26 protein-coding genes are annotated in these 25,910 nt (G+C 62.1%); 7 read left to right on the forward strand and 19 right to left on the reverse strand.

Going from position 1 to position 25,910, the window contains the following annotated elements; genetic code table 11:
• Positions 1 to 19: 19 nt before the first annotated feature.
• The gene (locus ACSJLU_RS02570) at positions 20 to 1,450 is read right to left on the reverse strand and encodes a 6-phospho-beta-glucosidase (protein ID WP_149569913.1); all 1,431 of its coding nucleotides are present in this window, start codon (positions 1,448 to 1,450) and stop codon (positions 20 to 22) included.
• 16 nt (positions 1,451 to 1,466) lie between these two features.
• Positions 1,467 to 2,909, reverse strand: coding sequence for a PTS cellobiose/arbutin/salicin transporter subunit IIBC (ascF, locus tag ACSJLU_RS02575; RefSeq protein ID WP_048795352.1), 1,443 nt, complete (start codon positions 2,907 to 2,909; stop codon positions 1,467 to 1,469).
• A gap of 284 nt (positions 2,910 to 3,193) precedes the next feature.
• On the opposite strand from ascF, the gene ACSJLU_RS02580 reads away from it, so the two are divergent.
• Positions 3,194 to 4,216, forward strand: a complete 1,023-nt coding sequence (locus ACSJLU_RS02580) for a LacI family DNA-binding transcriptional regulator (RefSeq protein WP_265261805.1) — start codon at positions 3,194 to 3,196, stop codon at positions 4,214 to 4,216.
• A gap of 15 nt (positions 4,217 to 4,231) precedes the next feature.
• Here ACSJLU_RS02580 and ACSJLU_RS02585 read toward each other — a convergent pair whose 3' ends face one another.
• The 5 genes from ACSJLU_RS02585 to ACSJLU_RS02605 all read right to left on the reverse strand — a co-directional run bounded on the left by ACSJLU_RS02585 (position 4,232) and on the right by ACSJLU_RS02605 (position 8,919).
• Positions 4,232 to 4,963, reverse strand: coding sequence for a Fic/DOC family protein (locus ACSJLU_RS02585; protein ID WP_342096393.1), 732 nt, complete (start codon positions 4,961 to 4,963; stop codon positions 4,232 to 4,234).
• Positions 4,960 to 5,223, reverse strand: a complete 264-nt coding sequence (locus ACSJLU_RS02590) for a hypothetical protein (RefSeq protein WP_049207761.1) — start codon at positions 5,221 to 5,223, stop codon at positions 4,960 to 4,962. Before ACSJLU_RS02590 ends, ACSJLU_RS02585 begins: the two co-directional genes overlap by 4 nt.
• A gap of 109 nt (positions 5,224 to 5,332) precedes the next feature.
• Positions 5,333 to 6,295 carry a GTPase gene (gene yjiA, locus ACSJLU_RS02595; RefSeq protein ID WP_380827795.1) on the reverse strand — a complete coding sequence of 321 codons (963 nt, stop codon included), beginning with the start codon at positions 6,293 to 6,295 and terminating at the stop codon, positions 5,333 to 5,335.
• A 21-nt stretch (positions 6,296 to 6,316) separates the two neighbouring features.
• A complete protein-coding gene (locus tag ACSJLU_RS02600; RefSeq protein WP_004953088.1) occupies positions 6,317 to 6,520 on the reverse strand; it encodes a YbdD/YjiX family protein in 204 nt (67 codons plus the stop codon).
• Between the two features lie 218 nt (positions 6,521 to 6,738).
• Positions 6,739 to 8,919 (reverse strand): carbon starvation CstA family protein, encoded by a 2,181-nt coding sequence (locus ACSJLU_RS02605; RefSeq protein ID WP_380827798.1) that lies wholly within the window; start codon positions 8,917 to 8,919, stop codon positions 6,739 to 6,741.
• 436 nt (positions 8,920 to 9,355) lie between these two features.
• Here ACSJLU_RS02605 and sfnG point away from each other — a divergent pair, with 436 nt between their 5' ends.
• On the forward strand, positions 9,356 to 10,450 hold the full coding sequence (sfnG, locus tag ACSJLU_RS02610; RefSeq protein WP_044029803.1) for a dimethylsulfone monooxygenase SfnG: 1,095 nt from the start codon (positions 9,356 to 9,358) through the stop codon (positions 10,448 to 10,450).
• A gap of 4 nt (positions 10,451 to 10,454) precedes the next feature.
• Here the strand turns inward: sfnG and ACSJLU_RS02615 are convergent, their stop codons facing one another.
• The 9 genes from ACSJLU_RS02615 to ACSJLU_RS02655 form a co-directional block, all read right to left on the reverse strand.
• A complete protein-coding gene (locus ACSJLU_RS02615) occupies positions 10,455 to 11,339 on the reverse strand; it encodes a LysR family transcriptional regulator (RefSeq protein ID WP_380827802.1) in 885 nt (294 codons plus the stop codon).
• Between the two features lie 27 nt (positions 11,340 to 11,366).
• Positions 11,367 to 12,059, reverse strand: coding sequence for an MgtC/SapB family protein (locus ACSJLU_RS02620; RefSeq protein WP_019453282.1), 693 nt, complete (start codon positions 12,057 to 12,059; stop codon positions 11,367 to 11,369).
• A 111-nt stretch (positions 12,060 to 12,170) separates the two neighbouring features.
• A complete protein-coding gene (locus ACSJLU_RS02625; RefSeq protein WP_149569906.1) occupies positions 12,171 to 12,950 on the reverse strand; it encodes an ABC transporter ATP-binding protein in 780 nt (259 codons plus the stop codon).
• A 585-nt stretch (positions 12,951 to 13,535) separates the two neighbouring features.
• A complete protein-coding gene (locus ACSJLU_RS02630) occupies positions 13,536 to 14,618 on the reverse strand; it encodes a porin (RefSeq protein WP_149569905.1) in 1,083 nt (360 codons plus the stop codon).
• A 32-nt stretch (positions 14,619 to 14,650) separates the two neighbouring features.
• Complete coding sequence (locus ACSJLU_RS02635; protein ID WP_380827807.1) at positions 14,651 to 15,442, reverse strand: ABC transporter ATP-binding protein; 792 nt, start codon at positions 15,440 to 15,442, stop codon at positions 14,651 to 14,653.
• Between the two features lie 15 nt (positions 15,443 to 15,457).
• A complete protein-coding gene (locus tag ACSJLU_RS02640; RefSeq protein WP_380827810.1) occupies positions 15,458 to 17,179 on the reverse strand; it encodes an ABC transporter permease in 1,722 nt (573 codons plus the stop codon).
• 484 nt (positions 17,180 to 17,663) lie between these two features.
• A complete protein-coding gene (locus ACSJLU_RS02645; RefSeq protein ID WP_089181630.1) occupies positions 17,664 to 18,353 on the reverse strand; it encodes a trehalose-6-phosphate synthase in 690 nt (229 codons plus the stop codon).
• Between the two features lie 13 nt (positions 18,354 to 18,366).
• Positions 18,367 to 18,777, reverse strand: coding sequence for a GNAT family N-acetyltransferase (locus ACSJLU_RS02650; protein WP_025305143.1), 411 nt, complete (start codon positions 18,775 to 18,777; stop codon positions 18,367 to 18,369).
• Positions 18,778 to 18,809: 32 nt separating this feature from the next.
• Positions 18,810 to 20,180 carry a glutamine synthetase family protein gene (locus ACSJLU_RS02655; protein WP_342100152.1) on the reverse strand — a complete coding sequence of 457 codons (1,371 nt, stop codon included), beginning with the start codon at positions 20,178 to 20,180 and terminating at the stop codon, positions 18,810 to 18,812.
• Between the two features lie 236 nt (positions 20,181 to 20,416).
• On the opposite strand from ACSJLU_RS02655, the gene ACSJLU_RS02660 reads away from it, so the two are divergent.
• The gene (locus ACSJLU_RS02660) at positions 20,417 to 20,716 is read left to right on the forward strand and encodes a hypothetical protein (RefSeq protein WP_033651399.1); all 300 of its coding nucleotides are present in this window, start codon (positions 20,417 to 20,419) and stop codon (positions 20,714 to 20,716) included.
• 15 nt (positions 20,717 to 20,731) lie between these two features.
• Here the strand turns inward: ACSJLU_RS02660 and ACSJLU_RS02665 are convergent, their stop codons facing one another.
• The 3 genes from ACSJLU_RS02665 to ACSJLU_RS02675 are packed head-to-tail and all read right to left on the reverse strand — an operon-like array spanning position 20,732 to position 22,219.
• Positions 20,732 to 21,133: a putative T6SS immunity periplasmic lipoprotein gene (locus tag ACSJLU_RS02665; protein ID WP_380827817.1), complete on the reverse strand. Its 402-nt coding sequence runs from the start codon at positions 21,131 to 21,133 to the stop codon at positions 20,732 to 20,734.
• Positions 21,130 to 21,330: a hypothetical protein gene (locus ACSJLU_RS02670; protein WP_193389596.1), complete on the reverse strand. Its 201-nt coding sequence runs from the start codon at positions 21,328 to 21,330 to the stop codon at positions 21,130 to 21,132. Before ACSJLU_RS02670 ends, ACSJLU_RS02665 begins: the two co-directional genes overlap by 4 nt.
• Positions 21,302 to 22,219: a LysR family transcriptional regulator gene (locus ACSJLU_RS02675; protein WP_049294778.1), complete on the reverse strand. Its 918-nt coding sequence runs from the start codon at positions 22,217 to 22,219 to the stop codon at positions 21,302 to 21,304. The genes ACSJLU_RS02670 and ACSJLU_RS02675 overlap by 29 nt, the downstream gene beginning before the upstream one ends.
• Before the next feature lie 168 nt (positions 22,220 to 22,387).
• On the opposite strand from ACSJLU_RS02675, the gene ACSJLU_RS02680 reads away from it, so the two are divergent.
• Genes ACSJLU_RS02680 through ACSJLU_RS02695 form a run of 4 tightly spaced genes read left to right on the forward strand, consistent with a single transcriptional unit; the run spans position 22,388 to position 25,892 of the window.
• Positions 22,388 to 23,086, forward strand: a complete 699-nt coding sequence (locus tag ACSJLU_RS02680; RefSeq protein WP_346421215.1) for a CoA transferase subunit A — start codon at positions 22,388 to 22,390, stop codon at positions 23,084 to 23,086.
• Positions 23,087 to 23,097: 11 nt separating this feature from the next.
• Positions 23,098 to 23,751, forward strand: coding sequence for a CoA transferase subunit B (locus ACSJLU_RS02685; RefSeq protein ID WP_197761291.1), 654 nt, complete (start codon positions 23,098 to 23,100; stop codon positions 23,749 to 23,751).
• An 8-nt stretch (positions 23,752 to 23,759) separates the two neighbouring features.
• On the forward strand, positions 23,760 to 24,950 hold the full coding sequence (locus tag ACSJLU_RS02690; RefSeq protein WP_380827825.1) for an acetyl-CoA C-acetyltransferase: 1,191 nt from the start codon (positions 23,760 to 23,762) through the stop codon (positions 24,948 to 24,950).
• 18 nt (positions 24,951 to 24,968) lie between these two features.
• Positions 24,969 to 25,892, forward strand: a complete 924-nt coding sequence (locus tag ACSJLU_RS02695) for a 3-hydroxyacyl-CoA dehydrogenase family protein (protein WP_167324809.1) — start codon at positions 24,969 to 24,971, stop codon at positions 25,890 to 25,892.
• Positions 25,893 to 25,910 lie beyond the last annotated feature (18 nt).

The raw sequence follows: 25,910 nt of genomic DNA on the forward strand, positions 1-25,910 counted from the left end.
CTTGGTTAGAACTTCCCCATTACCCCAAATCCCCCCCATTGCTGGCGATCACTTTCTTATACCACCAGAACGATTTCTTGCGGGTGCGGGCGAGGGTGCCGTTGCCCTGGTCGTCGCGGTCGACGTAGACAAAGCCGTAGCGCTTGCTCATTTCGCCGGTCGAGGCGGCCACCAGGTCGATGCAGCCCCAGGTGGTGTAACCCAGCACCGGCACGCCGTCGGCGATGGCGTCGGCCATGGCGCGGATGTGTTCGCGCAGGTAGCTGATGCGGTAGTCGTCCTCAATCTCGCCTGCTGCATTGAACTCGTCGTGTGCGCCCAGGCCGTTTTCCACCAGGAACAGCGGCTTTTGGTAGCGGTCGTACATCATGTTCATGGTGATGCGCAGCCCCAGCGGATCGATGCCCCAGCCCCAGTCGCTGCGCGGCAGGTGCGGGTTCGCCAGCGATTTCACCACGTTGGCGGCGCTGCTGTTGTTGTCGTTCATGTCGGCGGAGGCGCAGCGCGAGGCGTAGTAGCTGAAGGAGACGAAGTCGACGGTGTGCTTCAGGATGTCGGCGTCTTCCGGTTCCATGACGATGCTGACGCCTTTCTCGCGGAAGACGCGGGCAGCGTAGGAGGGGTAAGCGCCGCGCGCCTGCACGTCGATAAAGAACAGGTTCTCGCGGTCTTTCTCCAGCGCGGCCCACACGTCTTCCGGCTTGCTGGACCACGGGTAGAAGTTGCCGCCGGCCAGCATGCAGCCCACCTGGTTGGCGGGGTTCACTTCGTGGGCGATGCGCGTCGCCAGCGCGCTGGCCACCAGTTCGTGGTGCGCGGCCTGGTATTTCACCTGTTCGGGGTTTTCGTCCGCTTCAAACACCAGCCCCGCGCCGGAGAACGGGCTGTGCAGCAGGATGTTGATCTCGTTGAAGGTGAGCCAGTATTTCACCAGCCCGTCGAAGGCTTCGAAGCAGGTGCGGGCGTAGCGGGTGAAGAACTCCACCATCCTGCGGCTGCGCCAGGAGCCGTATTCGGTCACCAGGTGCATCGGCACGTCGAAGTGGCACAGGGTCACCAGCGGCTCGATGCCGTATTGGCGGCATTCTTCGAACAGGCTGCGGTAGAAGGCGATGCCTTCGGGGTTGGGCGTCAGCTCGTCGCCGTTGGGGTAAATCCGACTCCAGGCGATGGAGGTGCGGAACACGGTAAAGCCCATCTCCGCCATCAGCGCGATGTCGTCGCGGTAGCGGTGGTAGAAATCGATGGCGTCGTGGCTGGGGTAAAACTCGTCGTCGCGCAGGCTAAAGCGCTTCTCCAGCCCGAATTTGACCGCCATGCGGTGCGGGCCGTGCGGGATCATATCGACGGTAGTCAGCCCTTTGCCGCCCTCGCGATAGCCGCCTTCCGCCTGGTTGGCGGCCAAAGCGCCGCCCCATAAAAATCCTTTAGGGAATGTTGAATCGGACATGCAATCCTCTAGTGTCTCAATGCGTTGCGCTGGCGGCGTTCGCCGCCGGTGCGGTTTGGCCGGGCGCGGCGGCGTTTTCCGGCAGATCCTCGAAGCCCAGCATCAGCGTGAGCGCGAACGACAGCACCACCGAGAGCGCCATCACCGCCACCACCCACACGATGCTCATCGGGTTGGCCGGATCGAAGAACTGCACGCTGGTGAACAGCCCGGGCGAGGCCATCGAATGGCTGGCCAGCCCGCCGATGCCGGCGACCGCGCCACAGACGAAGCCGCTGATCAGGCTGGCGACCAGCGGCCGCTTCAGGCGCACCGCCACGCCGTACAGCGCCGGTTCGGAAATCCCCGCCACGATGGCGGAGGCCGCGGCGGCCAGCGCGGTCTGGCGCAGTTCGCGGTTCTTGGTTTTCAGCGCCACCGCCAGCGAAGCGCCGCCCAGCGACAGGTTGGCGCCGATCTCCGAAGGCATCACCATGCCCTCTTTGCCGGTCTCGGCGATGGTCTGGATGATGGTCGGGGTGAATACCCGGTGCATGCCGGTGATCACCAGCAGCGGCCAAATCGCCCCCATGATGGCCACGGAAAGCCAGCCCAGGTAGCCGTGCACGGTGTAGACCAGCGCAGAGATGCCGCTGCCGATCCAGATGCCGAGCGGGCCGATAAGCAGAATGGCGATCGGCGCGGCGATCAGCACGATCAGCATCGGCTTGAGGAAGTTCTTGGTCACCGCCGGGGTGATGCGATCCACCCCGCGTTCGATGTGCGACAGGATCCAGGTCATCACCAGCGCCGGGATCACCGTGTAGGTGTATTTCACCGCAGTCACCGGGATGAAGGCGAATTCCACCGCCTGGCCCTGCGCCGCCTTGGCCATCAGATCGATAAAGTTGGGATGCACCAGCACCCCGGCGATGGCGATCGCCAATGACATGTTGGTTTTGAACTTCAGCGCCGCCGAGGCGGCGACCATCACCGGCAGGAAGAAGAACGCGCCGTCGCCGATCACATTGAGGATGACGAGGGTCGAGGAGCCTTTCTCGAATACGCCGGCCATATCCAGGATCATCGCTAGCAGCTTCACCATCGAGCCGCCGATGATGGCGGGGATCAGGGGCGACATGGTGCCCACCAGCGCGTCGAGAATGCCGGCGCCGATGCCCTTCAGGGTGAGCTTGCGTTTCACCGGGGCGGCGGGGGCCGCCGCGCCCGGCATGCCGAGCGCCAGCACCGCCTGATAGGCCTTGGCCACCTCGTTGCCGATGATCACCTGGCACTGCTCGCCGCTGTGCACCACGCCCAGCACGCCGTCGATGGCCTTCAGCGCCGGCGTGTCGATCCGCGCTTTGTCTTTCACCACGAATCTCAGGCGGGTCATGCAGTGGGTCACGGCCTCGATATTGCCCGCGCCGCCCAGGGCGGCCACGATGGCGTGCGAGATCTCTGCGTAGTTCTTCGGCATGGCGTGTCGTCTCTCAGATAGCAATTCGGGTAGCCCAAAGGCGAATATTTACTGCCTGGGCGATCCGTCGTTCCATCCGTATGAAACGCCCATAAGAAACCGGTTTCACAAAATCATGTATTGGTGTTTTGTAGTTGGCAAGAACTATGATTTTTGGCGTTGCGTTTTCGTGATCTGGATCGTCAGAGGTCAGTGCGCACAGGCGCGCAGGGGCGCGAAAGCGTTCCAAACGCCGGGCGTCTTGGGTAGACTGCGCTGAACCCATGGATTTTGGCGGCGCACAGATGGCAACGATACTCGAGGTGGCGAAAAAGGCCGGCGTTTCAAAGGCGACGGTGTCGCGCGTTTTGTCCGGCAGCGGCTATGTCAGCGAGGAGAAACGCGCATTGGTGGATAAAGCCATCGCGGAAACCGGCTATCGGCCCAACCTGCTGGCGCGCAGCCTGGCGACCAATACCACCCAAACCCTCGGCCTGGTGGTCACCAATACCCTCTACAGCGGCAACTATTTCAGCGAACTGATGGCGCAGTCGGCGCGCATCATGGAGGCGAACGGCCGCCAACTGATCCTGGCGGACGGCAAGCACACCGCCGAAGAGGAGCGTGCCGCCATTCAGTTTTTGCTGGATCTGCGCTGCGACGGGGTGATCATCTATCCGCGTTTTCTGTCGATCGCGGAAATGGACGAGATCGTCTCCCAACACCGCCAGCCGATTCTGGTGATCAACCGGCGGCTGCGGCTGAACGACAGCTACTGCATCTTCAGCGATCAGCACGCCGCCGGCGCGGCGGCGGTGGCGCACCTGATCGCGCGCGGCCATCGCGACATTGCCTTTATCACCGGCTCGCTCGATTCCCCCACCGGGCTGGAGCGGCTTTCCGGCTACAAGTCCGCGCTGGCGCAGCAGGGCATTGCGGTTAACGAGGCGTTGATCGTCGAAGGGAAATGGCACGCGCAAAGCGGCGTGGCGGCGGTCGATGCGCTGCTGGCCGGCGGGCAGCCGTTCAGCGCCATCGTCGCCGGCAACGACGAAATGGCCATCGGCGCGATGAAGCGGCTGGCGGAGCGCGGCGTGGCGGTGCCGGAGGCGGTATCAGTCATCGGCTTCGACGACATCCCGCTGGCGCCCTATACCGTGCCGTCGCTGTCGAGCATGAAGATGCCGGTCACCGAGATGATCCAGGAGACCATCAACCGCCTGCTGTCGATGCTGGACGGCGGCGAGCTGAGCAAGCGCCCCAGCTTCCCGGCCAGCCTGATCGAGCGCGAGTCGGTAGCGGCGGGGCCGCATTTTCAAAAGGGGTAAAACGGTAGGGTTGGCTTACTGTTCGCCACGGTAAGTCATATAAATTTTCTGTACTTCGGGATCGTCCATGCTGCCGTAGGAGATATTTTCTTTATCTAAACCATCCAGGCCTTTTATTCCACCGATGATGGTTGGCCAATCATCGCGGCTGGCTATGTTGATGACAAAAGGTTGCAGATATTGGTCGAGATGTCTCTGAGCGGGGGCGTTTATCTCGTCAGTCAAGGCCTGAAGGTAGTCATGCTTATTCGTTTCTGCCCAATTAATGCTGAACCCGGCACGGAAGCTGAGCTCCATGAAAACTAACAAAATCGTGCGGCCGTTGCCGTCCAGAAAGGGATGCGCGAAAGCCAATAATCCCATGACTTCCCCTGGCCGTTCCCTGAAGCGTTGTTCGTCTGCTGCAAGCCGCAGCGCATAATCAACGGCCCTGCGGATAGAATCAGGACGTTCGAAGACCGTATGGCGCGGTTCGTTCTTTGAGCCTTTGAAGACGGCAAGATGGGGGACCAGCGTGTTTCTGTCCTTTCCCGCCCAAGGATAGAAGCCAGAGAACAGGATTTCGTGAACTTTCAGAATAGACGGGTAGCCTATGCGCTGCGTTTGGGCGAGGTAGCTGAGGGCGTCTTCGATGCTTAATTCGAATGAAAGATGTTCTGCCTTTTTTATTTCATCGGGATCTTTAAGCTTCAGGCTATTTTGCAAATAGCCGTTGGCATCAAAATCGCCGAAAGGATCAAACATCATGCTTTGAATTTCTTGCGAACGGCCCTCTGTTCGCGGAAATAACGCCCCTGAAGGCTGAGAATTTCAGATTTGGTCAGGATACCTTTTCGTTTAAGGTTAACCAGTAATTGTTCCACTTCATCCAATTCGACAGCGTCGTCAGCCAGGCCGGTAATGGCCACCGCCATACGGCTCATGCCGTCGCGGGAATGTGTAATTTCATGGTCTTTAGCCAGTTGATGAACATAGCTGGCAACACTAACGATGGCTCTTTGGGTCATGGGGCATCCTCCATTATTGGTCATATTTTAGCATGCCAACACGGCGATGTCGCTAAAGCGCAGCGCGTTGCGATGCGTCAGCGTGCCCCATGGACGCGGTTTTTCGCCCTTACCCCAACCCACCAATCCTTCCCCGAATCTCCTCCTCCGGCAGAGCCACGCCGATAAACACCAGCGTACTCTTGCGCTCTTCCTCCGGCAGCCACTCCCGATCCCAGTCGGCGTTATACAGCCGCTGTACGCCCTGGAACAGCAGGCGGCGCGGCTCGTCTTCGATGGACAGTATGCCTTTGTAGCGCAGCAGGTTGTCGGCGTATTCCAGCAGCAGGCCTTCCATCACGTCGGAGATTTGCATCAGCGGCAGCGGGCGCTCCAGCGTCACGACAATTGAGCGGATGCCGCTCTGCGGCTGCGGGATGCGGCGGAACAGCGGGGCCGGCGGCGTCAGGTTCAGTTTGTCGTTCAGCGTAAAGCCTTCGATGTCGAACAGCACGCTCAGATCGATATCGCCGTGAGTCACCTTATACACCGGCGCGCGGGCGTTCATCCGCTGCAGCCGCTGGATCAGCGCCTCGCAGTCCGGCGCCACGTCGGTTTTGGTCAGCAGGAGGCGGTCGGCGTAGCCCACCTGCGCCTGGGCGATGCTGAACTGGCTCAGCTGCTGCTCGGCGTGCGCCGCGTCCACCAGGGTGATGATGCCGTCCAGCAGGAAGCGCTCGCACAGGATCTCGTGCGAGAAAAAGGTCTGGGTAATCGGGCCGGGATCGGCCATGCCGGTGCATTCGATGATCAGCCGGTCGAACGCCAGCTGGCCGCTGTCGACGCCGTCCAGCAGATCCAGCAGCGCGTCCGCCAGTTCGTTGGACTTGCTGCAGCAGATGCAGCCGTTACTCAACGTGGTGATGCGGCTGGCACGATCGCCGATCAGCGCATCGTCGATCGGCACTTCGCCGAACTCGTTCTCGATGACCGCGATTTTATAGCCGTGTTCGGCGTTCAGGATGTGGCGCAGCAGGGTGGTTTTGCCGGCGCCCAAAAAGCCGGTCAGGATGGTGACTGCAATGGGTTTCATACGGGTCCTTGTGACTGCGGGTTAACAGCAGCGCATGCCGCCTTTGCCGTCGCCGCCGTAGCGCGCTTGCTGGCGCTCGCGGAAAAATTCTTTATAGGTCATCACCGGCTTGTCCGGGTGGTTGTCTTTCATGTGCTGGACGTAGGTATCGTAGTCAGGCACGCCCACCAACATGCGCGCCGCCTGCCCGAGGTACTTCCCCGCCTGGCCGAGATTTCCGAACATAAGCCTTCTCCAACTTTACCCTGCATCACTACAGCGCTTGCTTTAGCCTGATATTAGGGGAAGCCGGGGGATGGGGTTCCCGCAGGGATGCCCCACCTCCGGGTCGCCCCGGGTATCTCTATTGCATCGCGCCGCACGCCTGGCATCTTGCGATACGCAGGCCGTGCGGCTTTGGGTACTACTTAACGTTTATTATGCAGGGTATCCGTTAAATCACATCAATGCTGGGTCGAAACTTTGACCTCCCCCTCAGTTACGCCGTCGGCGGGCGCGGCCTGCGGCACCGGCACGTAAGGCGTTTCCTGGTCGGTGCGTTTCGGGTTTTTGTGCGCCGCCATCGCGGTTTTCACCCCGTAGAAGATGATGCTGTACACCACCAGCAGGAACAGAATGCTCAGCCCGGCGTTGGTGTAGTTGTTTATCACGATGTGGTTCATGTTGGCGATCTGCTGGGCGCTCAGCTCGGCGCCGCCCTCGGCTATTTTGCGTTTGTACTCGCCGGCCAGGAAGAAGAAGCCTTCCAACTGCGGGTTGTCGCTGAACAGCTTCAGCCCCAGCGCGTAGGTGGTGCAAATCAGCAGCCACACCGCCGGCAGCACGGTCACCCAGATGTATTGGGTGCGCTTCATCTTAATCAGCACCACGGTGCCCAGCACCAGTGCCACGGCGGCCAGCATCTGGTTGGAGATGCCGAACAGCGGCCACAGGCTCTTCACGCCGCCGAGCGGATCCACCACGCCCTGATACAGCAGGTAGCCCCACAGCCCGACGCAGCCGGCGGTGCCGATGATGCCGGCCACCAGCGAGTCGGTTTTCTTCAGGAACGGCACGAAGTTGCCGAGCAGATCCTGCAGCATAAAGCGGCCGGAGCGGGTGCCGGCGTCCAGCGCGGTCAGGATGAACAGCGCCTCGAACAGAATGCCGAAGTGATACCAGAAGCCCATATTGGCGCCCGGAATGATCTGGTGGAACACGTGGGCGATGCCCACCGCCAGCGTTGGCGCGCCGCCGGCGCGGTTCAGCACCGAAGGTTCGCCGATGTCGGTGGCGGTCTGCAGGATCTGTTCCGGGCTGATGACGAAGCCCCAGGAGCTGACCGCCGCCGCCGCATGCACGGTCACGTCCTTCAGCGAAGCCATGATCATCGGCGCGTCTTCGGTGCCCAGGCGGTGCAGATCCGGCATGGTGATGCCCAGCGACGCCGGCGGGGTGTTCATGGCGAAGTACAGGCCCGGCTCGATGATGGAAGCCGCCACCAGCGCCATGATGGCGACGAAGGACTCCATCAGCATCGCGCCGTAGCCGATAAAGCGCGCGTCGGTCTCATTGGCCAGCAGCTTCGGCGTGGTGCCGGAGGCGATCAGCGCGTGGAAGCCGGAGACCGCGCCGCAGGCGATGGTGATGAACAGGAACGGGAACAGGGTACCTTTCCACACCGGGCCGGTGCCGTCGACGAACTGGGTGACCGCCGGCATTTTCAGCTCAGGGTTGAGGATCACGATGCCGATCGCCAGCCCGACGATCACGCCGATTTTCAGGAAGGTGGCCAGGTAGTCGCGCGGCGCCAGGATCAGCCACACCGGCAGCAGGGCGGAGACAAAGGCGTAGCCGATCAGCGTGAAGGTGATGGTGGTGTCTTTAAAGGTCAGCGCCGGGCCCCAGTACGGGTCGTGCGCCACTACGCCGCCGAACCAGATGGCGGCCACCAGCAGCACGATGCCGATGATTGACACTTCACCCACGCGGCCGGGGCGCAGGTAGCGCATGTAGATGCCCATAAACAGCGCGATCGGCACGGTGGAGCAGACGGTGAACACGCCCCACGGGCTTTCCGCCAGCGCTTTCACCACGATCAGCGCCAGCACCGCCAGGATGATGATCATGATCAGGAAGCAGCCGAACAGCGCGATGGTGCCCGGTATCGGCCCCATCTCTTTTTTGATGATCTCACCGAGCGAGGCACCGTTGCGGCGCGAGGAGATGAACAGCACCATAAAGTCCTGCACCGCCCCCGCCAGCACCACGCCGCCCAGCAGCCACAGCGTGCCGGGCAGGTAGCCGACCTGCGCGGCCAGCACCGGCCCCACCAGCGGCCCGGCGCCGGCGATGGCGGCGAAGTGGTGGCCGAACAGCACGTTCTTGTTGGTCGGCACGTAGTTCAGGCCGTCGTTGTTGACCACCGCCGGGGTGGCGCGGCCGGCGTCCAGCTTCATCACCTTGGTGGCGATGTACAGGCTGTAGTAGCGGTAGGCCACCAGATACACCGCCACCGAAGCGACGACGATCCACAGCGCGCTGATGTGTTCGCCGCGGCGCAGCGCCACCACGCCGAGGCAGGCTGCGCCGAGTATCCCCAGCAGCATCCACGGAATGTGCTTTAAAATCCCCTCTCGTTTCATGAGGTATCCTTAATTCCAGTCTGCAAAATATGAATGAACTCATCCGCTTGTAAGAGATGTCAGAGTGGCGCGGTGAGCCGTAGCGTCTTTCCCGAGGTAAGGCGGGTTTAGGAACAGCTCATCATCGCCGGGGGTAAGGGGGGAAGACAGGCGTATTTCGCTCAGCGGTCAGATCCGCCGGGTGAACGGTTGGATTGGCGGGGTGAGCGGTTTGTTGCAGAACCAACAGTCGCCCGCCAGCCGCTGTTGCCAATGCAGCACCCGCTTTAACCCGCCGGCTTTAAACCTTCGGTTTATCAGCCAGATGCCTTAACGCGGCGGTTGGCACGCATTCTGCTATCGGATTTATAACCAAAACAAGGTTTTCAATATTTGGAAATCAATAATGGTTATATGCGCGCCGCATAACGGCGCCGACGGTCAGAGGGAGAGAAGCATGTCAGCAGCAAACCACTCGCAGCAGCCGATTCAGTTCGCCTACTGGGTGCCGAACGTTTCCGGCGGCCTGGTGATCAGCAATATCCCGCAGCGCACCGGTTGGGACATCGGTTATAACCGCAAGCTGGCGCAGATCGCCGAGCGCGCCGGTTTCGACTACGCGCTTACCCAGATCCGCTTCACCGCCGGTTACGGCGCGGAAAACCAGCACGAGTCGGTGTCGTTTTCGCAGGCGCTGCTGGATTCTACCGAGAAGCTGAAGGTGATCGCTGCGCTGCTGCCGGGGCCGTGGAACCCCACGCTGGCGGCCAAACAGATCGCCACCATCAGCCATCTTTCCAACGCGCGCATCGCGGTGAACATTGTCAGCGGCTGGTTCCGCGGCGAGTTCAAGGCCATCGGCGAGCCGTGGCTGGATCATGAGGAGCGCTACCTGCGTTCGGAAGAGTTTATCCGCTGCCTGCGCGGCATCTGGACTGAGCCCAGCTTCACCTTCGCCGGCGATTTCTACCGTTTCCGCGACTACTCGCTGAAGCCGAAGCCGCTGGCGCCGTTGCCGGAAATTTTCCAGGGCGGCAGCTCACGTGCGGCGCGCGACATGGCTGCGCGGGTCTCGGACTGGTATTTCACCAACGGCAACAGCGTGGAGGGCATTCGCCGGCAGGTGGAGGACATCCAGAGCAAGGCGCAGGCCAATCACCATCGGGTGAAGGTGGGGGTGAACGGTTTCGTCATCGCCCGCGAGAGCGAACAGGCGGCGCAGGCGGTGCTGCAGGAGATCATCGATCACGCCAACCCGGAGGCGGTGCAGGGCTTCGGGCACGAGGTGAAAAACGCCGGGGCGGCTTCGCCCGAAGGCGAGGGCAACTGGGCCAAATCCACCTTCGAAGATTTGGTGCAGTATAACGACGGGTTTAAAACCAACCTGATCGGCACGCCGCAGCAGATCGCCGAGCGCATCATCGCGTTGAAAGACGCCGGGGTGGATCTGCTGTTGCTGGCATTTCTGCACTTCCAGGAAGAGGTGGAGTACTTCGGCCGCGAAGTGATCCCGCTGGTGCGCGAACTGGAGCGCCAGCGGGCGGCGGCCTGAGCGTTCAACCCGTTTGCAGGGTTTGCAGCAGGTGGATAAAGGCGGCGCTGAGCGGCGGCGTGGCCGGCTCATGGCGGGTAAAGACATAAAAGCGCGCGCTGATGTCGATCTCGTGCGTCGGGATTTTCTGCAGGTGCAGCTGCGGGGCGTAGTGCTCGACCACCCGATCGCTCAGCAGCGCGATATAGCCCTGCTGCCTGACCAGGCACCAGGTCGCCAGAAAGGAGTCGGTCTCGACGATCTGGCCGTGCGGCGTGTAACGCTCGGCGATCTCGCGGATGGCGGCGTGCCCCACCGAGCAGGAGCGCGGCACCACCCATTTGGCTTCGGCCGGCGGCTGCCCGGCGGCGGTCAGGTTGCCCCCTTGATAGAGCGAGAAGCGCTCGCTCTTCAGCGCCTGCATGGCCAGATCGGCGCCGCCCGCCGCGCCGTTCAGGCTGCTGACCGCCAAATCCAGTTCGCAGTTTCTCAGCCGGGCGAGCAGGCCTTCCGGGCCGTCTTCCACCACCGTCACCCGGGTATGCGGGTAGCGGCGGTTGAAGCCTTCGAGCACCTGGGGCAGGTAGCACAGCAGCGGATCGACGCTCATCCCCACCCGCAGGCGCTTCTCGCCGCCGGCGCTCATGCCGCGCAGCTCGTCAAACGCGCTGAGCAACTGATTGGTGGCGGCGTCTATCCGCCGGTAAAACAGCTCGCCGACCGCCGTCAGGCGCACGCCGCGGTTGCTGCGCTCCAGCAACCGCGCGCCGATGGACATTTCCAGCTCTTTGAGCACCCGGCTGAGCGTCGGTTGCGAGACGGCCAGTTTTTTCGCGGCATCGTGCAAACTTCCGCAGTGAACGATGTCTTTGAACATCGTCAGATGAGCCAGTTTTGGCATGGTTTTCATGGTGGATCTCCCTGGAAGTGAACGGCATTAGCCGGAGCCGGCGATGCGGCTGTAATAGGCCTGTTTCATCATGCTGTCGTTCAGCAGTTTATTGATGGTCTGGTCGAGCACCGGCGTGGTGACGGAGGCCGGCATCAGCGTGGCGGTGATCTCCACGTCGTCGTCGCCAAAGGGTTCGATATCCAGATGCGAGATAAAGCAGTTTTCTCCTTGCAGCACCTGTTTGAATTTGGCCAGCGCTTCACGCTGTTCATGCTCGAAGGCAATGACGCAAATCTGGTAGGTGGATTCGCCGTTAACGTCATTGAAGGGCTGTTTGTTGACCATATTGACCAGCGGGCGCAGCAGGGTGTTGGCGGCGAGCACGAACAGCGTGGCGGCCAGCGCATCGCCGTACAGGCCGCAGCCGGCGCAGGCGCCAACCGCCGCGGAGCCCCAGAGCGTGGCGGCGGTGTTCAGGCCGCGGATGTTCATCCCTTCTTTCATGATGGCCCCGGCGCCGAGAAAGCCGACGCCGGAGACCACGTAGGAGATGACGCGCACCGCGCCGCCGCTGCCGTCGATGGTCATGGCCAGGTGGACGAAGATCGCCGCGCTGGTGGCCACCAGCGTATTGGTGCGCAGCCCGGCGGTGCGCTGGCGGAATTGTCTTTCGTAGCCGATGGCGGCGCCCAGGACGGACGCGGTCAGCAGCGTCAGCAGTGTATGAATGAAATGCATGATAATAACTCGATGTATTATCCGCTTATCATGAGCCACCCGTGGCGGGGTAACTCTTGATAAACAGGTAGTTAAGTTGGCGGGACCCGTCCCGCCAGGCCAGGGCGGCGCTCAGTGCGAGGCGGCGATCTGCCGGCTGAGCGTCTCGCTGATTTTGTCCGTCAGCGGCTGCATCCCCTCGCGGGTGCGCGTCTCGCGGCGCTGCGCGATGTGATAGCAGCCGTCGAGGGTGCCGGCGCCCAGCAGGAGGACGCGGTCAGACATCATCACCGCTTCCTCTACGCTGTGGGTCACCAGCACGATGGAGCGGGTTTTGATCTGGCGCGTGCTCCAGATGCGCAGCAGATCGCTGCGCAGGTGTTCGCCGGTATAGACGTCCAGCGCGGAAAACGGCTCGTCCAGCAACAGCAGCATCGGTTCTACCGCCAGCGCGCGCGCAAAGCCGACCCGTTGGCGCATGCCGCCGGAAAGCTCGCGCGGGTAGGCGTCGCGGTAGGGCGCGAGACCGACCAGATCGAGCATTTTCAGCGTCTGGGTTTCGACCACCTGCGGCGGCAGATCCTGCGCCTGCAGCCCGAAGGCGATATTTTGATAGACGTTAAGCCACGGGAAAATGGCGAAGGTCTGGAACACCATGTTGATCTGCGGATTCGGCCCCGAGACTTTTTTATCCCCCAGCATCACGGTGCCCAGATCCGGCGCGATCAGGCCGGAAAGTATGCGCAGCAGGGTGGATTTGCCCGAGCCGGACTGCCCCAAAATGCTGACGACCTCGTTATCGTAGAGACGCAGGTTGATTTCATTCAGCACCAGGCGTTTTTCTTTACCGGTAGGCTGAACGCTTTTGCTGACGTTATTAACCGTCAGCAGCGTGGTTTTTTTTACCATCATGATGTTTCTCCACTCAATTAAAAATATGAGCATGGAAAAATGGCCGATAGTTATCGCCGCGCAGGGGTAAAATAAATGCGAGCGCAAATAAGCCTGAGCGTTATCGGACTGTTAATAAGCGTATGCTGGAAGGATTAGCCTGTCAGGCGCGCCGGAGCGGCGTACGCGCAGGCCATGTGCTGAAGGGGTAAAGCGAAGGGATGTGGTAACTGACGCATATCCTGACACTTTCAGGATGCAATGGGATGACTATTGCTCCTGTGACCTCAGCGATTCCAACAATAAAATAAACAACCAACTGTCGCCGTCCATATCATTTCCCCGTTATTTTTCGTGTGGCCATAATACGCGTGATATTGCCTGTGATTCAATGTGGTTAGGCGGAATTATCGCGGCAAAATGTAATTTAATATGAATGCGGGAAAGTTTTTCTTTATTTATTAAACGGGGTGTCAACGAAAATCATGAGAATGAATATAGGCGTTATTTTATGGAAATATAAACCTGAATTAAACGAGAGAATAACAGGGCGGGCGCAAGACAAATAATGAACCGGCCGCAGCGCGCGCTGCGGCCGGTATCGGGTCAGAACTGATACATGATGCCGGTTTCGACAATGTCGTCGGCGCCGGCGCCGACGGCGTTCTGCCGTTGCAGCAGGTTGAGCTTGTACTCCACGTAGGTCGACATATTGGCGTTGAAGCTGTAGTTCAGCGCCAGATCCAGGTATTTGACCAGATCGGCGTCGCCGATGCCGGGCAGGTTACGGCCGCGCGTTTGCAGGTAGGCTACCGAGGGCGTGACGCCGGAATCGAAGTGATACTGCGCGACCGCCTCGACGGCGTCCGCGCGGGGGGCGAAGCCGGCGTAGCGATCGCCGTCGACGTAGGTCATGTTCTCAGTGCGCGCGTAGCTGGCCGCCAGGTAGAGGTTGTCCTGGTCGTATTTCAGCCCCAGGGTCCAGGCCCGGGCGCGATCGCCGTCAGCCAGGCCGAAGCGCTGTTGCGCCAGCGTGCGCGCAGAGTTGGCGTAGGCGCCGCCAACGTTGAGCCCCACGCCGGTGTCGTAGGTGGCGGAAAAGGCGTAGCCATCGCCGTTTTGCGTCTGGATATCCTTCGCCCTTTGAGCGTCGTCCCCCCGATTCTTCCCCTGATATTGCAGGCCGAGATCCAGGCCGTCGACCAGGCCGCCCAGGCTGCGGTTGTGGTAGGTCAGCAGGCCGTTGGCGCGGCCGGTCATAAAGTTGTCGGCCGCTTCGTAGCTGTCGTTGCCGAATTCAGGCAGCACGTCCGTCCAGCCGGCCACGTCATACAGCAGGCCGTAGTTGCGGCCGTAGTCCAGGCTGCCCCAGTGGCCGAACGTCAGCCCGGCGAAGCCCAGCCGGGTATAGCTATTGCCCGGCCCGGCGCTTTCCGGCTGATCGAGCCCCGCCTGATATTCCCATTGGCCATACCCTGTCAGCCCGTCGGCGATCTGCGTCTCGCCTTTGAAACCGAAGCGGGTATAGGAGCGGTCGCCGTTATTGTCGGCGTCGCTGCTGAAGTAATGCACGCCGTTCAGCTGGCCGTACAGATCCAGTTTATTGCCGTCTTTATTGATGATTTCCGCGCCGGCGGCGGCGGCCGGCAGCAGGATGATCAGCGTCATCAGCACGCTTTTATGGTTCATTTCAGTTCCCCAAGTGGATGAAAACAGGGCCGTTAACCGGCCGATTGCGCTTGCGCGATTTTTTTGTATAGGCAGCTGCGGATCCGATCGGTGAGGTGCCGCAGGCTTTCCCGGTTGCGCGCCGCACGCGGGATATTGACGCTGAATTCGTCATCGATCCGTTTGCTGGTCGCGTCCAGGATCAGCACCCGATCGGACATCAGCACCGCCTCTTCGACGTCGTGGGTCACCATCACCATGGCGCGCGTGCGCAGCCGGTTGTCTCCCCACAGCGCCAGCAGATCGCTGCGTAGTTTTTGCGCGGTAAAGATATCGAGGGCGGAGAAGGGCTCGTCCAGCAGCAAGACATCGGGCTCTACCGCCAACGCCCGGGCGAAGCCCACGCGCTGGCGCATGCCGCCCGAGAGCTCGCGCGGCCAGGCGTGCTCATAGCCGGTCAGGCCCACCAGGCGCAGCAGCGCCCCCAGCCGCTCGGCGATCGTCTGCGGCGGCAGCCGTTGCGCCAGCAGCCCGAAGGCGATGTTGTCGTACACCGTCAGCCAGGGGTAGAGCGCGTAGGATTGAAACACCATGCCGGCGTTGGCGCTCGGGCCGCAGACCGGTTTGCCCGCCAGGGTGAGCGTGCCGCTGTCCGGCGGGATCAGCCCGGCCAGCATGCGCAGCAGCGTGGACTTACCCGAACCGGATTGCCCCAGAATGGTGACGAACTCGCCGGCGTGCACGGTCAGCGACACGTCGCGCAGCACGGGGGTGGGGCGCTTGTTTTCGCCGATAAACGTCTTGTTCAGCCGGCGGGCGCTGATAATTACCTCTTGAGTCAGCATGTTGTTCCCCCTTGATCAGTCATATTTGAATTTGGTTTCCGCGATGCGATACAGCGGTTGCCAGACGAAGATGATGCACAGCGCCACCAGCGCGCACATGGCGGCGCAGCCCAGCGCAGACTCCGGGTTCTTGCCGGCGTCGGTGACGACGGAAATGAACGCGCCCAGCCCGGTGGCGCTGAGGGTGGTGCTGCCCCACTGGATCACCTCGGCGGCGATGGCGCTGTTCCAGGCGCCGCCGGCGGCGGAGATGATGCCCGTCACGATGTAGGGGAAGATCGCCGGCAGCATGTAGTAGCGCCACCAGCGCAAACGGCGCAGGCCGAAGGTTTCGCTGACCTCGGTGATCTGCGTTGGAATGGCGGAAACGCCGGCGATCACGTTGAACAACACGTACCACTGGGTGCCCAGCATGATCATCGGAATGGCCCACCAGCCGAGATCCTGGTGATAAATGGCGATGAAGGCGGCGATCAGCGGGTAGAAAATGTTGGGCGGAATGGCCGCCAGGATCTGGATGATCGGCTGGAAGATCTTCACCAGCCGTGGATTCAGGCCGATCCACACCCCCAGCGGCGTGAAGATCGCCACGCTGAGCAGCATGGCCGCAGCCACGCGCGCGGTGGTAAGCAGCATCCACTCCGGCAGCATGGCGAAGTACTGTTTGGGGAAGTATTCCCACAGCCGGTAACCGAACCAGACGCAGGCCAGCACCACGCCGAGATACCACAGGCTGCGCCACAGCCAATTGCCTTTGGCGGCGAGGCGAAACAGGCGGTGCAGGCCGAGGGCGTACCACAGCCGCGGCAGCTTGAACAGCCACAGGTCAGCCAGCGCGCGCAGCGTGCGGCCGAGCGCCGCGCCGACGTGCGAGAAGGCCAGGCTGTTGTAAAACCACGGATTGCCGAGTGGGCGATTGGCGGTGACGTCTTCGTATTTGAAGCGGGCGGTGTAACGCACCAGCGGGCGGAAAACCAGCTGATCGAGCAGCACGATGTTGGCGGCCAGCGCGACGATCGCATACAGGATCGCCGGCACGTTCTGCTGCGCCAGCGCTTCGGCGATATAGGAGCCGACGCCGGGCAGTTCGACCGAGCGATCGCCGACCGGAATGGCTTCGGAGGCCACCAGGGCGAACCAGGCGGCGGATTGCGACACCATGGCGTTCCACAGCAGGCCCGGCACCGAATAGATGAACTCCAGCCGCCAGAAGCGTTGCCACGGGTTGTAATTGAAGCTGCGGGCGGCTTCATCCAGCTCCTTGGGCACGATGCGCAGCGTCTGATACAGCGTCAGCATCATGTTCCAGGCCTGGCCGGTAAACACCGCGAAGATGGCGGTGCACTCCAGCCCCATCACGCTGTGCGGGTAGAGGTTGAGAAAGTACACGGTCGTGAAGGTCAGGAACCCCACCAGCGGCACCGACTCCATAAAGTTGACGAAGGGCAGGATCACCCGGCGCAGCGGCGCATAGCGCGCGGCCAGCACGGCGAACACCACAGAAAACAGCAGCGACCAGGCCATGCCGAGGAGAAAACGCATGCTGGTTCTGAGCGAATAATAAAGCAGGTTCCAGGCATCGAGACTAATGGCAGAGACGTTTTGTTCATTGAAGTCGCCGTGCATGTCGCCCCACGCGCGAATAAAAAAGGCAATGAAGAAAACGCCGATGGCGATAACGATAAAGTCATTTAAATAAGACTTTCTGAAAATAGATGTACCCCGGTTATTTTGCATAACGCAATACCTTATTTTTCCCATAAGAAATCCGTCGCCGCTCGGGTAATAGGCCCGGCGACATCAGATAAATACCGCCACAGCGGTTGAGACAAACGTTGTTTTCGCAGCGGGGCGATGGGCGGGCAGGCAGAGCGGGAAAGGCCGTCAGAAGGGGAGCGGTTGCCGCATTCCGTATCTTTCAGAATGCAACGTGGATGGCATTACTGAAAGGTGCCCAATAGCATTAGCATAAAACTAAAACTTTCATCGCCCATAGGGCCCTCCTCGGTTTAAATATGGCCCGGAGAGGGTAATGTGTTTTGCTAATAAAAAGCAATTAGCGGCGTAGGGTTTTTACGGTTGATATGTAACAGGATGAATATTCATTTTTTAATCGCTATATTCAGAAAATAAAATAACCTATTTTGATGGCGGTAAATACGGTGAAAATAAATCACGGCGAAATAAAACGGCGCGCCCGAAGGGGGCGCACCGCCGTAAATCAATAAACCTGCCTGCCGTTGATGCCGGCGGGGAAAATGCCGGTGGCGAACAGATGCCCGTTGGCCTGGATCTGATCGTCGGGCAGCATCTCCAGCGGGAATTCGCCCGCCAGGCAGCTGAGAAAGGCGTTGCGATCGTCGGTGGTGGTAAAACCGATCAAATCGTAGAACAGCAGCGACGCGATCAACTGGCGATGTTCCGGGATGCGCCGCAGCAGCGCCGCCGACGGAAACGGCAGGTGGAAGAAGAACGCGCAGTCGTTCAGCAGCCCTTGTTCCTTCAGCGCCTGGGCGCAGGGCAGCAGTTGGTAATCGTCGATGCAGACGATGTCGCCCGGGCACAGGTGTTCGCAGGCGATATCGGCGAAACGGCGATTCAGCTGCCGGTAGGCGCGGTAGTTTTCCGGCGTGAAGTGCGCCTTCTCCGGCTGGTTGTGGAACACCGGCCACAGGCCGTCGTGGTAGTAGCCCTGATAGTGGCGGCGGAACTCTTCGATCGACAGCGGGAAGGTCACCTGATCATAACCGGCACGTTGGCGGCAACTGATCGGGCGCTGCGCGAAATTCTGCACGTCGCCGTTCCAGCCGAGCCACAGCCCCGGTTCGGCGTCGGCCGCCAGCGTCTGGCCGGCGCAGGCCAGATCCTTGCCGTCGCACTGCTTGTTGGAAATCAGCACCAAACGAGACATGAGGGTCTCCTTATCAGTGAAGGGCGCGCAGGGCGTGCGCCGAACCATCGGCGCGCCAGGGCGCTTGCAGAGCGGGCAGCGTGACGCGCAGGCCGCGCAAAGCCGGGTGCGCCAGGCAGCAGCGCGCCAGCCAGCTTCCCAGCCCGACGCCGCGGTACTCGGCGCTGACGAACAGTTCGCTCACCGAGGCGAAGGTGGCGTAGTCGGTCACCATGCGGGCGAAACCGAGCAGGTGGCGCTTGCGGTATAGCCCGAAGCACAGGCCGTGGTGTACCAGGCGCTCCGCCGCCGCCCGATCCTGCAGGCTGAGGAAACGCTGGATCGCGTCGATATCCAACAACTGCCGATCGGTGCTGATATGAAAAACGCCTTTGCGCCAGCAGAGCAGCGGCTGCACGGACGCCCGTTGCGGTTGCATGTTCATGATTATCCTTAGGTTAACGAATCGGAGGTCGGTTACAGCATCCAGCCGAGTTCGGCGGCGGTGACCTGTTCCTCGAAGCGGCGCAGCTCGGCGCTTTTGCAGGTGTGCCACAGGGTACAGAACGCCGGGCCGAGCAGCTCACGCAGCGGATCGCTGTGGCGGAACAGCGCCAGCGCCTCCTGCTGGCCGAGCGGCAAGGGCGCGGCGTTATCGCTCTCGCAGCCGTTGGCGGCGGGCGGCAGCGGCAGCGGGTGTTCCAGCCCGTGCAACAGGCCGCCGAGCATCACCGCCAGCGCCAGATAAGGGTTGGCGTCGGCGCCGGCCAGGCGGTATTCGATACGCTGGTTGGCGCTGTCGGCGCAGGGCAGGCGCAGCGCCACCGTGCGGTTGTTGTGGCCCCAGGAGGCGCGCAGCGGCACGTGCATGCCGGGGCGGAAGCGGCGAAACGCGTTGATGTTGGGCGCCAGGATCGCCATCGATGCCGGCATCAGCGCCAGCATGCCCGCCATCGCCTGCTGCATGTTATCGCTCAGTTCGCCCGGCGCGCCGGTCAGCAGGTTCTCGCCGTGCTCGTCCTGCAAGCTGATATGGAAATGTAGCCCGCTGCCGGCGGCGTGGGCGCAGGGCTTGGCCATAAAGCAGGCGTGCTGGTGATGCTGCTCGGCAATCTGCCGCGTCAGGCGTTTCAGCGCCATGATCTGGTCGCAGGCTTCCAGCACGCGCCGGCTGTGATGCAGGTTCAGCTCGTACTGGCCGGAAGCGGCTTCGGCCACCACGCCGGTCAGCGGCAGGCTTTGCAGCCGCGCGTGCCGTTCGATGTCGCTCAGCAGCGCATGGTGGCGCTCGGGCGCATCCACCGCGAAGCTCTGCGTCGGGCAGGCTTCCGCCTCGGCGGGGCGCTGCGGATCCTGCAGGTAGAACTCCAGTTCGGCCGCCACCACCGGGAAGCAGTTGCGCTCGTGCAGGCGCTTCAGCACCCGTTGCAGCACCACGCGCGGCTCCAGCTCGCAGGCGCCGCCGTCGGCGTTTTGCATCGTCAGCAGCAGCTGGGCGTGGCGTTCGGGATCGCGCGCGCAGGGGCGCAGCGTGCCGGGCACCGGCAGGCACAGCCGATCCGGCTCGCCCGCCCGTTGCCCCAGCCCGCTTTCTTCAATCACCCTGCCGTGCAGATCCAGGGCGTAGATCGACAGCGGGAAGTAGCAGCCTTTTTCCAGCCCAAAGGCTTCGGCGATCGGCAGGCGCTTGCCGCGCAGCTGGCCGTTCAGATCGTGCAGATAAATATCCAGCTGTTCGGTATCCGGATAGCGCTGCAGGTAGTGTTCCAGCTCTTTGCGGAAGGTGCGCGTCGGCGATGTGGGCAGCTCCGCCAGCAGAGGATTGAAGCCGATGATATTAGAATGCATGGCGCGCTCCAGAACGAAGACCGGTCACGGCCAGAGGCAGGGATAAATGCATGAGACAACTCTCTTGTGAGGCCATAGCGGCGATGTGAAAAGGGTATCTGCGGCGGCAAAAACTGTCTGTAAAAACGCCGTAACGTTAACGGGGCGCGGAATAAAAATGCCGTAAAGAGCGCGGCGGGTTGGCCGGGGCGGCACGGTCTATACTGGCGAGATGGGCCGTAGAAGGAGAGATAACGATGAAGAGAATAGGGCTGCTTATCGCCGCGCTGGCCGCGTTCCACGCCACCGCGTCTTCCCCACAGGCGTGGGCCGAGAGCGAACGGGCGATGCGCGCCGCCTGCCTGAAAGCCAGCGGGCTAAAAAACGCCAGGGTGGAAGGGGAGATTATTCACTACGGTGACGACGTCGGCTATTCGGCGCTGTTTATCGGTGGGCGCTACCCGCAGCCGTTTATGAAAAACCAGCCGGGCAGGGAGCTGTGCTTATATCAGCGCGCCACGCAGAAGGCGGCGGTGCAGGCGGTGGAGGGGGAATAAATAATCCCAGTCTCCTTACTGTAGCTGTATTTCTCCCTTGGGATTAATTCTTAAGTTGAATTTTTTCATGTATTTACGCCTTTCCGTGTCGTTATTCATCGAGATGCCGAGCAAGACTGAGTATTCTCCCGCTGCCCAGTTTACTTGCGGATAGGTGACGCATTGTCCCGGTTTCAGGTCAGGCAACGGAGTGATTTCTGGTGAGGTCCAGACGATATGCCATTGCTGTTGTTCCTGTCGTGAGACGATCACTCCCCGGTTTTGCAGTTTGTCGCCGCTGCGAACGCTGTTGATAGGCACGGCAAAGCAAGGTTGATTGTCTTTGAGCGAGACATCCAACGGATGGTACCAGGGCTGAGTGGATTGACAGCCGTTCAGTAGCAGTACGCGCAGCAAAGAGAGATAACGTCTTGTCATAATAAGGTGTTCCGGTTCTTTGGATTTTTCAGGAAAGCTCGCAATACCCATTCATAGCGTTTTTTGATGTCTGGCCCAATAATGCCGCTGTAGTTGGTGGCTACGTGGAAGCGATGGGCGGCACGCTGCGCCTGGACATTGAACTGCCGGGCGGCAAGCACGTCGGGTTTACGGTTTAAGCGCAGGCTGCCCGCCACTCCCCGCCATCTCCCGTTCGATTACCGTCGCCAGCGCCTGCGCGGCGGAAGAGAGTTGGTGCTGCGCCAGGCGGATCAGGCCCACGCGCCGTTCGATGATCGGGCCGATCAGCGGCACGCAGACCGCTCCCAGCTCATCCATCTGTTGCTCGCACAGCGCCGGCACCGCGCTGGCGCCGAGGCCGTTGGCCACCATGCGCCCGACCGTCACCAGCTGGTGGCTCTCAAACGCCACCTCCAGCGTTCGACCGCTGCGGGCCAGCTCCTGCTCCAGCAGCAGCCGCACCGCCGATGGCCGCTGCAGGGTGATGAAATCCAGCGTCAGCAGCTCCTTCCAGCTCACCTGCGCCTTGTGCGCCAGCGACGAATCCTCCGGCACCACCGCCAGAAAGCGATCGCGGCACAGCGGGGTAAAGTGCAGGGTGTCGCTCGGCTCCGGCTCGAAGGCGATGCCCATCTCTACCCGCCCTTCGCGGATCATTTCAAACACCTGCTCGTTGATGACGTCGTGCACCGCCACGTTGATGCCGGCGTAGCGATCGCGAAACGCCTTGAGGATCGGCGGCAGCGGGTTGCCGGCGAACGACGGCATGGCGGCGATCGCCACCTTGCCCATCTGCAGGGTGAAGCGCTGGCGCATCGCCTCTTCCGCGTTATCCCAATCCGCCAGCAGTTGGCGCGCCATCGGAAAGAAGGTTTCCCCCTCCGGCGTCAGCGTCACCCGGCGGGTGGTGCGCAGCAGCAGCGGCCCGCCCAGCGCGTCTTCCAGCCCACGGATCGCCAGGCTGAGCGCCGGCTGAGAAATATTCAGCCGCTCGCTGGCCTGGGCGAAATTCAGAGTGTGAGCTACCGCTAAAAACGCGCGTAACTGTTTGATGCTCATTTTCATTTTGGCTTTCGTTAACTCTTTGTTAATTGTCGGTTAACGACTGATTAATAAAAATTCTAAATGAATGCGGCATAAAAACAAAATTAACAAATCATTTTTGTGACCTGAAGATGCCCTCACGCAAGCCAGGGCATTTCGCCCTGCGCCGCAACATGCAGGGGCAACGATATGGCAGGGCTCGACAAACGCGTCGGCAGCTACCAGGAAGCGCTGGCAGGCCTGACGGACAACATGACGGTGCTGGCGGGCGGCTTTGGCCTGTGCGGCATCCCGGAAAATCTGATCGAAGAGATCCGCCGGCGCGGCGTGCGCGGGTTGACTGTGGTCTCCAACAACTGCGGCGTCGACGGGTTCGGTCTCGGGCGGCTGCTGGAAACCCATCAGATCCGCAAGGTGGTGGGATCGTACGTCGGCGAAAACGCGCTGTTCGAGCAGCAGGCGCTCAGCGGCGAGCTGGAGGTGGATCTCACGCCGCAGGGCACGCTGGCGGAGAAGATCCGCGCCGGCGGCGCCGGCATCCCGGCGTTCTTCACCGCCACCGGTTACGGCACGCCGATCGCCGAAGGCAAAGAGGTGCGCGAGTTCAACGGCCGCCCCTACATCATGGAAACCGCCATCACCGGCGATTTCGCCATCGTGAAAGGCTGGAAGGCCGATCACTTCGGCAACGTCATCTACCGCCACACCGCGCAGAACTTCAATCCGCTGATGGCGACCGCCGGGCGCATCACGGTGGTGGAAGTGGAAGAGATCGTCGTACCGGGCGAGCTGGATCCGGCGGCGATCCACACCCCCGGCATCTACGTCGATCGGCTGATTCAGGGCACCTTCGAAAAGCGTATCGAACAACGCACCCTGCGGGCATAAGGAGAATTCGCATGCTTACCCGTGAACAAATGGCGCAGCGCGTGGCGCAAGAGCTGAGGGACGGTTACTACGTCAACCTGGGCATCGGCATCCCGACGCTGGTGGCCAACTACGTGCCGGCGGGCATGGACGTGATGCTGCAGTCGGAAAACGGCCTGCTGGGGATGGGCGAGTTCCCGACCGAGCAGCAGCTGGACGCCGACATGATCAACGCCGGCAAGCAGACGGTCACCGCGCGCCTCGGCGCGTCGATCTTCGATTCGGCGCAGTCGTTCGCCATGATCCGCGGCGGCCACGTCGATCTGACCGTACTGGGGGCGTTTGAAGTGGACGTCGAGGGCAACATCGCCTCGTGGATGATCCCCGGCAAGATGGTCAAGGGCATGGGCGGCGCGATGGATCTGGTGGCGGGGGCGGAGAACATCATCGTGGTGATGACCCACGCCTCGAAGGGCGGCGAGTCCAAGCTGCTGCCGCGCTGCACGCTGCCGCTGACCGGGGCCAACTGCATCCGCAAAGTATTGACCGATCTGGCCTATCTGGAAATAGAAGACGGCGCCTTCGTGCTGCGCGAACGCGCGCCCGGCGTCAGCGTGGCGGAGATTGTCGCCAAAACCGCCGGCCGGCTGATCGTGCCGGAGCATGTGCCGGAAATGCGTTTCTGAAACGGGAGATGAATGTGCAACAACGTGAAGTGGTGATTGTGGCGGCGACGCGCACGCCGGTCGGCAGTTTTCACGGCGCGCTGGCGCCGCTGACGGCGGTGGAACTGGGCACGGCGGCGGTGCAGGGGCTGCTGGCGCAAAGCGGCGTGGCGCCGCAGCAGATCGATGAAGTGATCCTCGGCCAGGTGCTGACCGCCGGCTGCGGGCAGAATCCGGCGCGCCAGACCGCGCTGAATGCCGGGCTGCCCGTGACGACGCCGGCGCTGACCATCAACAAGGTGTGCGGCTCCGGTTTGAAGGCGGTGCATCTAGCGGTGCAGGCGATCCGCAGCGGCGACGCCGACGCGGTGATCGCCGGCGGCCAGGAGAGCATGAGCCAGTCGCCTTACCTGATGGCCGGCGCGCGCGTCGGCCTGCGCCTCGGTCACGCGCAGATGGTGGACAGCGTGATCCACGATGGCCTGTGGGACGCCTTCAACGACTACCACATGGGCATCACCGCCGAGAACCTGGCGGAGAAATACGCCATCAGCAGGGAAGAACAAGACCGGTTCGCGCTGCGCTCGCAGCAGAAGGCGCAGGCGGCGCAGCAGGCCGGGCGTTTTGCGCAGGAGATTACGCCGGTGACGGTGCCGAAGCCGAAGGGCGAAGCGTTGCTTGTTAAGCACGACGAACAGCCGCGCGACACCAGCCTGGAGGCGCTGGCGCGGCTGCGCCCGGCGTTTCGCAAGGAAGGCACGGTGACCGCCGGCAACGCCTCGTCGCTCAACGACGGTGCCGCCGTGGTGCTGCTGATGAGCGCGGAAAAAGCCGCCGCACTGCGCTTGCCGGTGCTGGCGCGCATCGCCGGTTACGCGTCTTCGGGCGTCGATCCGGCGATCATGGGCATCGGCCCGGCGCCGGCCGCGCGCCGCTGTCTGGAAAAAGCCGGCTGGCGGCTGGAGGAAGTCGATCTGATCGAAGCCAACGAAGCCTTCGCCGCGCAGGCGCTGGCGGTGGGCAAAGAACTGGGCTGGGAGGCGGTGCGGGTCAACGTCAACGGCGGGGCGATCGCGCTGGGGCATCCGATCGGCGCGTCCGGCTGCCGCATTTTGGTGTCGCTGCTGTACGAAATGCAGCGCCGCGAGGTGAACAAGGGGCTGGCGATGCTGTGCATCGGCGGCGGGCAGGGCGTGGCGCTGGCGGTAGAGCGCCCGTAAACAACCGAGGAAGGCACGATGCAGTCATCTGACTATGCGGTACTGGGCGCCGGGCTGATGGGGGTGGGCATCGCCACCCACTTTATTCGCCACGGCCATGAGGTGCTGCTGTATGAACCGGATCCGCAGCGCCGGGAGGAAGCGTCGGCAGTGGCGAGCGGCATTCTGGCCGAGCTGAGCGACGTTGGGCAGTTTGATCGCGGTGAGCGCGACGCGGCGCTGGCGCGCCTGCGCGTGACCGGCGATCTGAATGGCGTGGCGCGCGCCCGGCTGCTTATCGAGGCGATCCCGGAACGGCTCGAGCTGAAGCACGCGCTGTATGAGCAATTGGAGAGGCTGATCGCCGACGACGCGGTGATTGCCAGCAACACCAGCGGCCTGCCGCCGGACGAGCTGGCGGCGCGCATGACCCATCCGCAGCGGCTGCTGATCGCCCACTTCTGGCACCCGCCGCACCTGATCCCGCTGGTGGAGATCGTGCCCGGCCGCGCCACCGATCCGCGCCATCTGGCGGCGGTGCAGGCGCTGCTCGGCGGGATGGCGCTGGAGGCGGTGCTGCTGGAACGCGCCGCGCCGGGGTTTGTCGGCAACAGGCTGCAGTTTGCGGTGCTGCGCGAGGCGCTGCACATCGTCCACAGCGGCATCGCCAGCGCTGAAGTGGTGGATCAGGTGATGCGCGCCTCGCTGGGGCGGCGCTACGCCATGGTCGGCCCGCTGGAGGCCGCCGACATGACCGGGCTGGGGACGGTGGCGGACATCGCCCGCCACCTGTTCCCGGAACTGGCGACCGGCGACGAGATGATGGCGCTGGTGGAACAGCGGCTGCAGCGCGGCGATATCGGCCAGCGCAGCGGCCAGGGATTTTATCTTTGGGATGAAGCGCGCAGGGAACGCATCCAACGGCGACGGGCGCATCAGCTGCGCTTTGCGCTGAAACCGTAATTTCGCACGCCGTACCTG

The organism is Serratia bockelmannii (assembly GCF_051803255.1).
GTDB classification, from domain to species: Bacteria; Pseudomonadota; Gammaproteobacteria; order Enterobacterales; family Enterobacteriaceae; genus Serratia; species Serratia bockelmannii.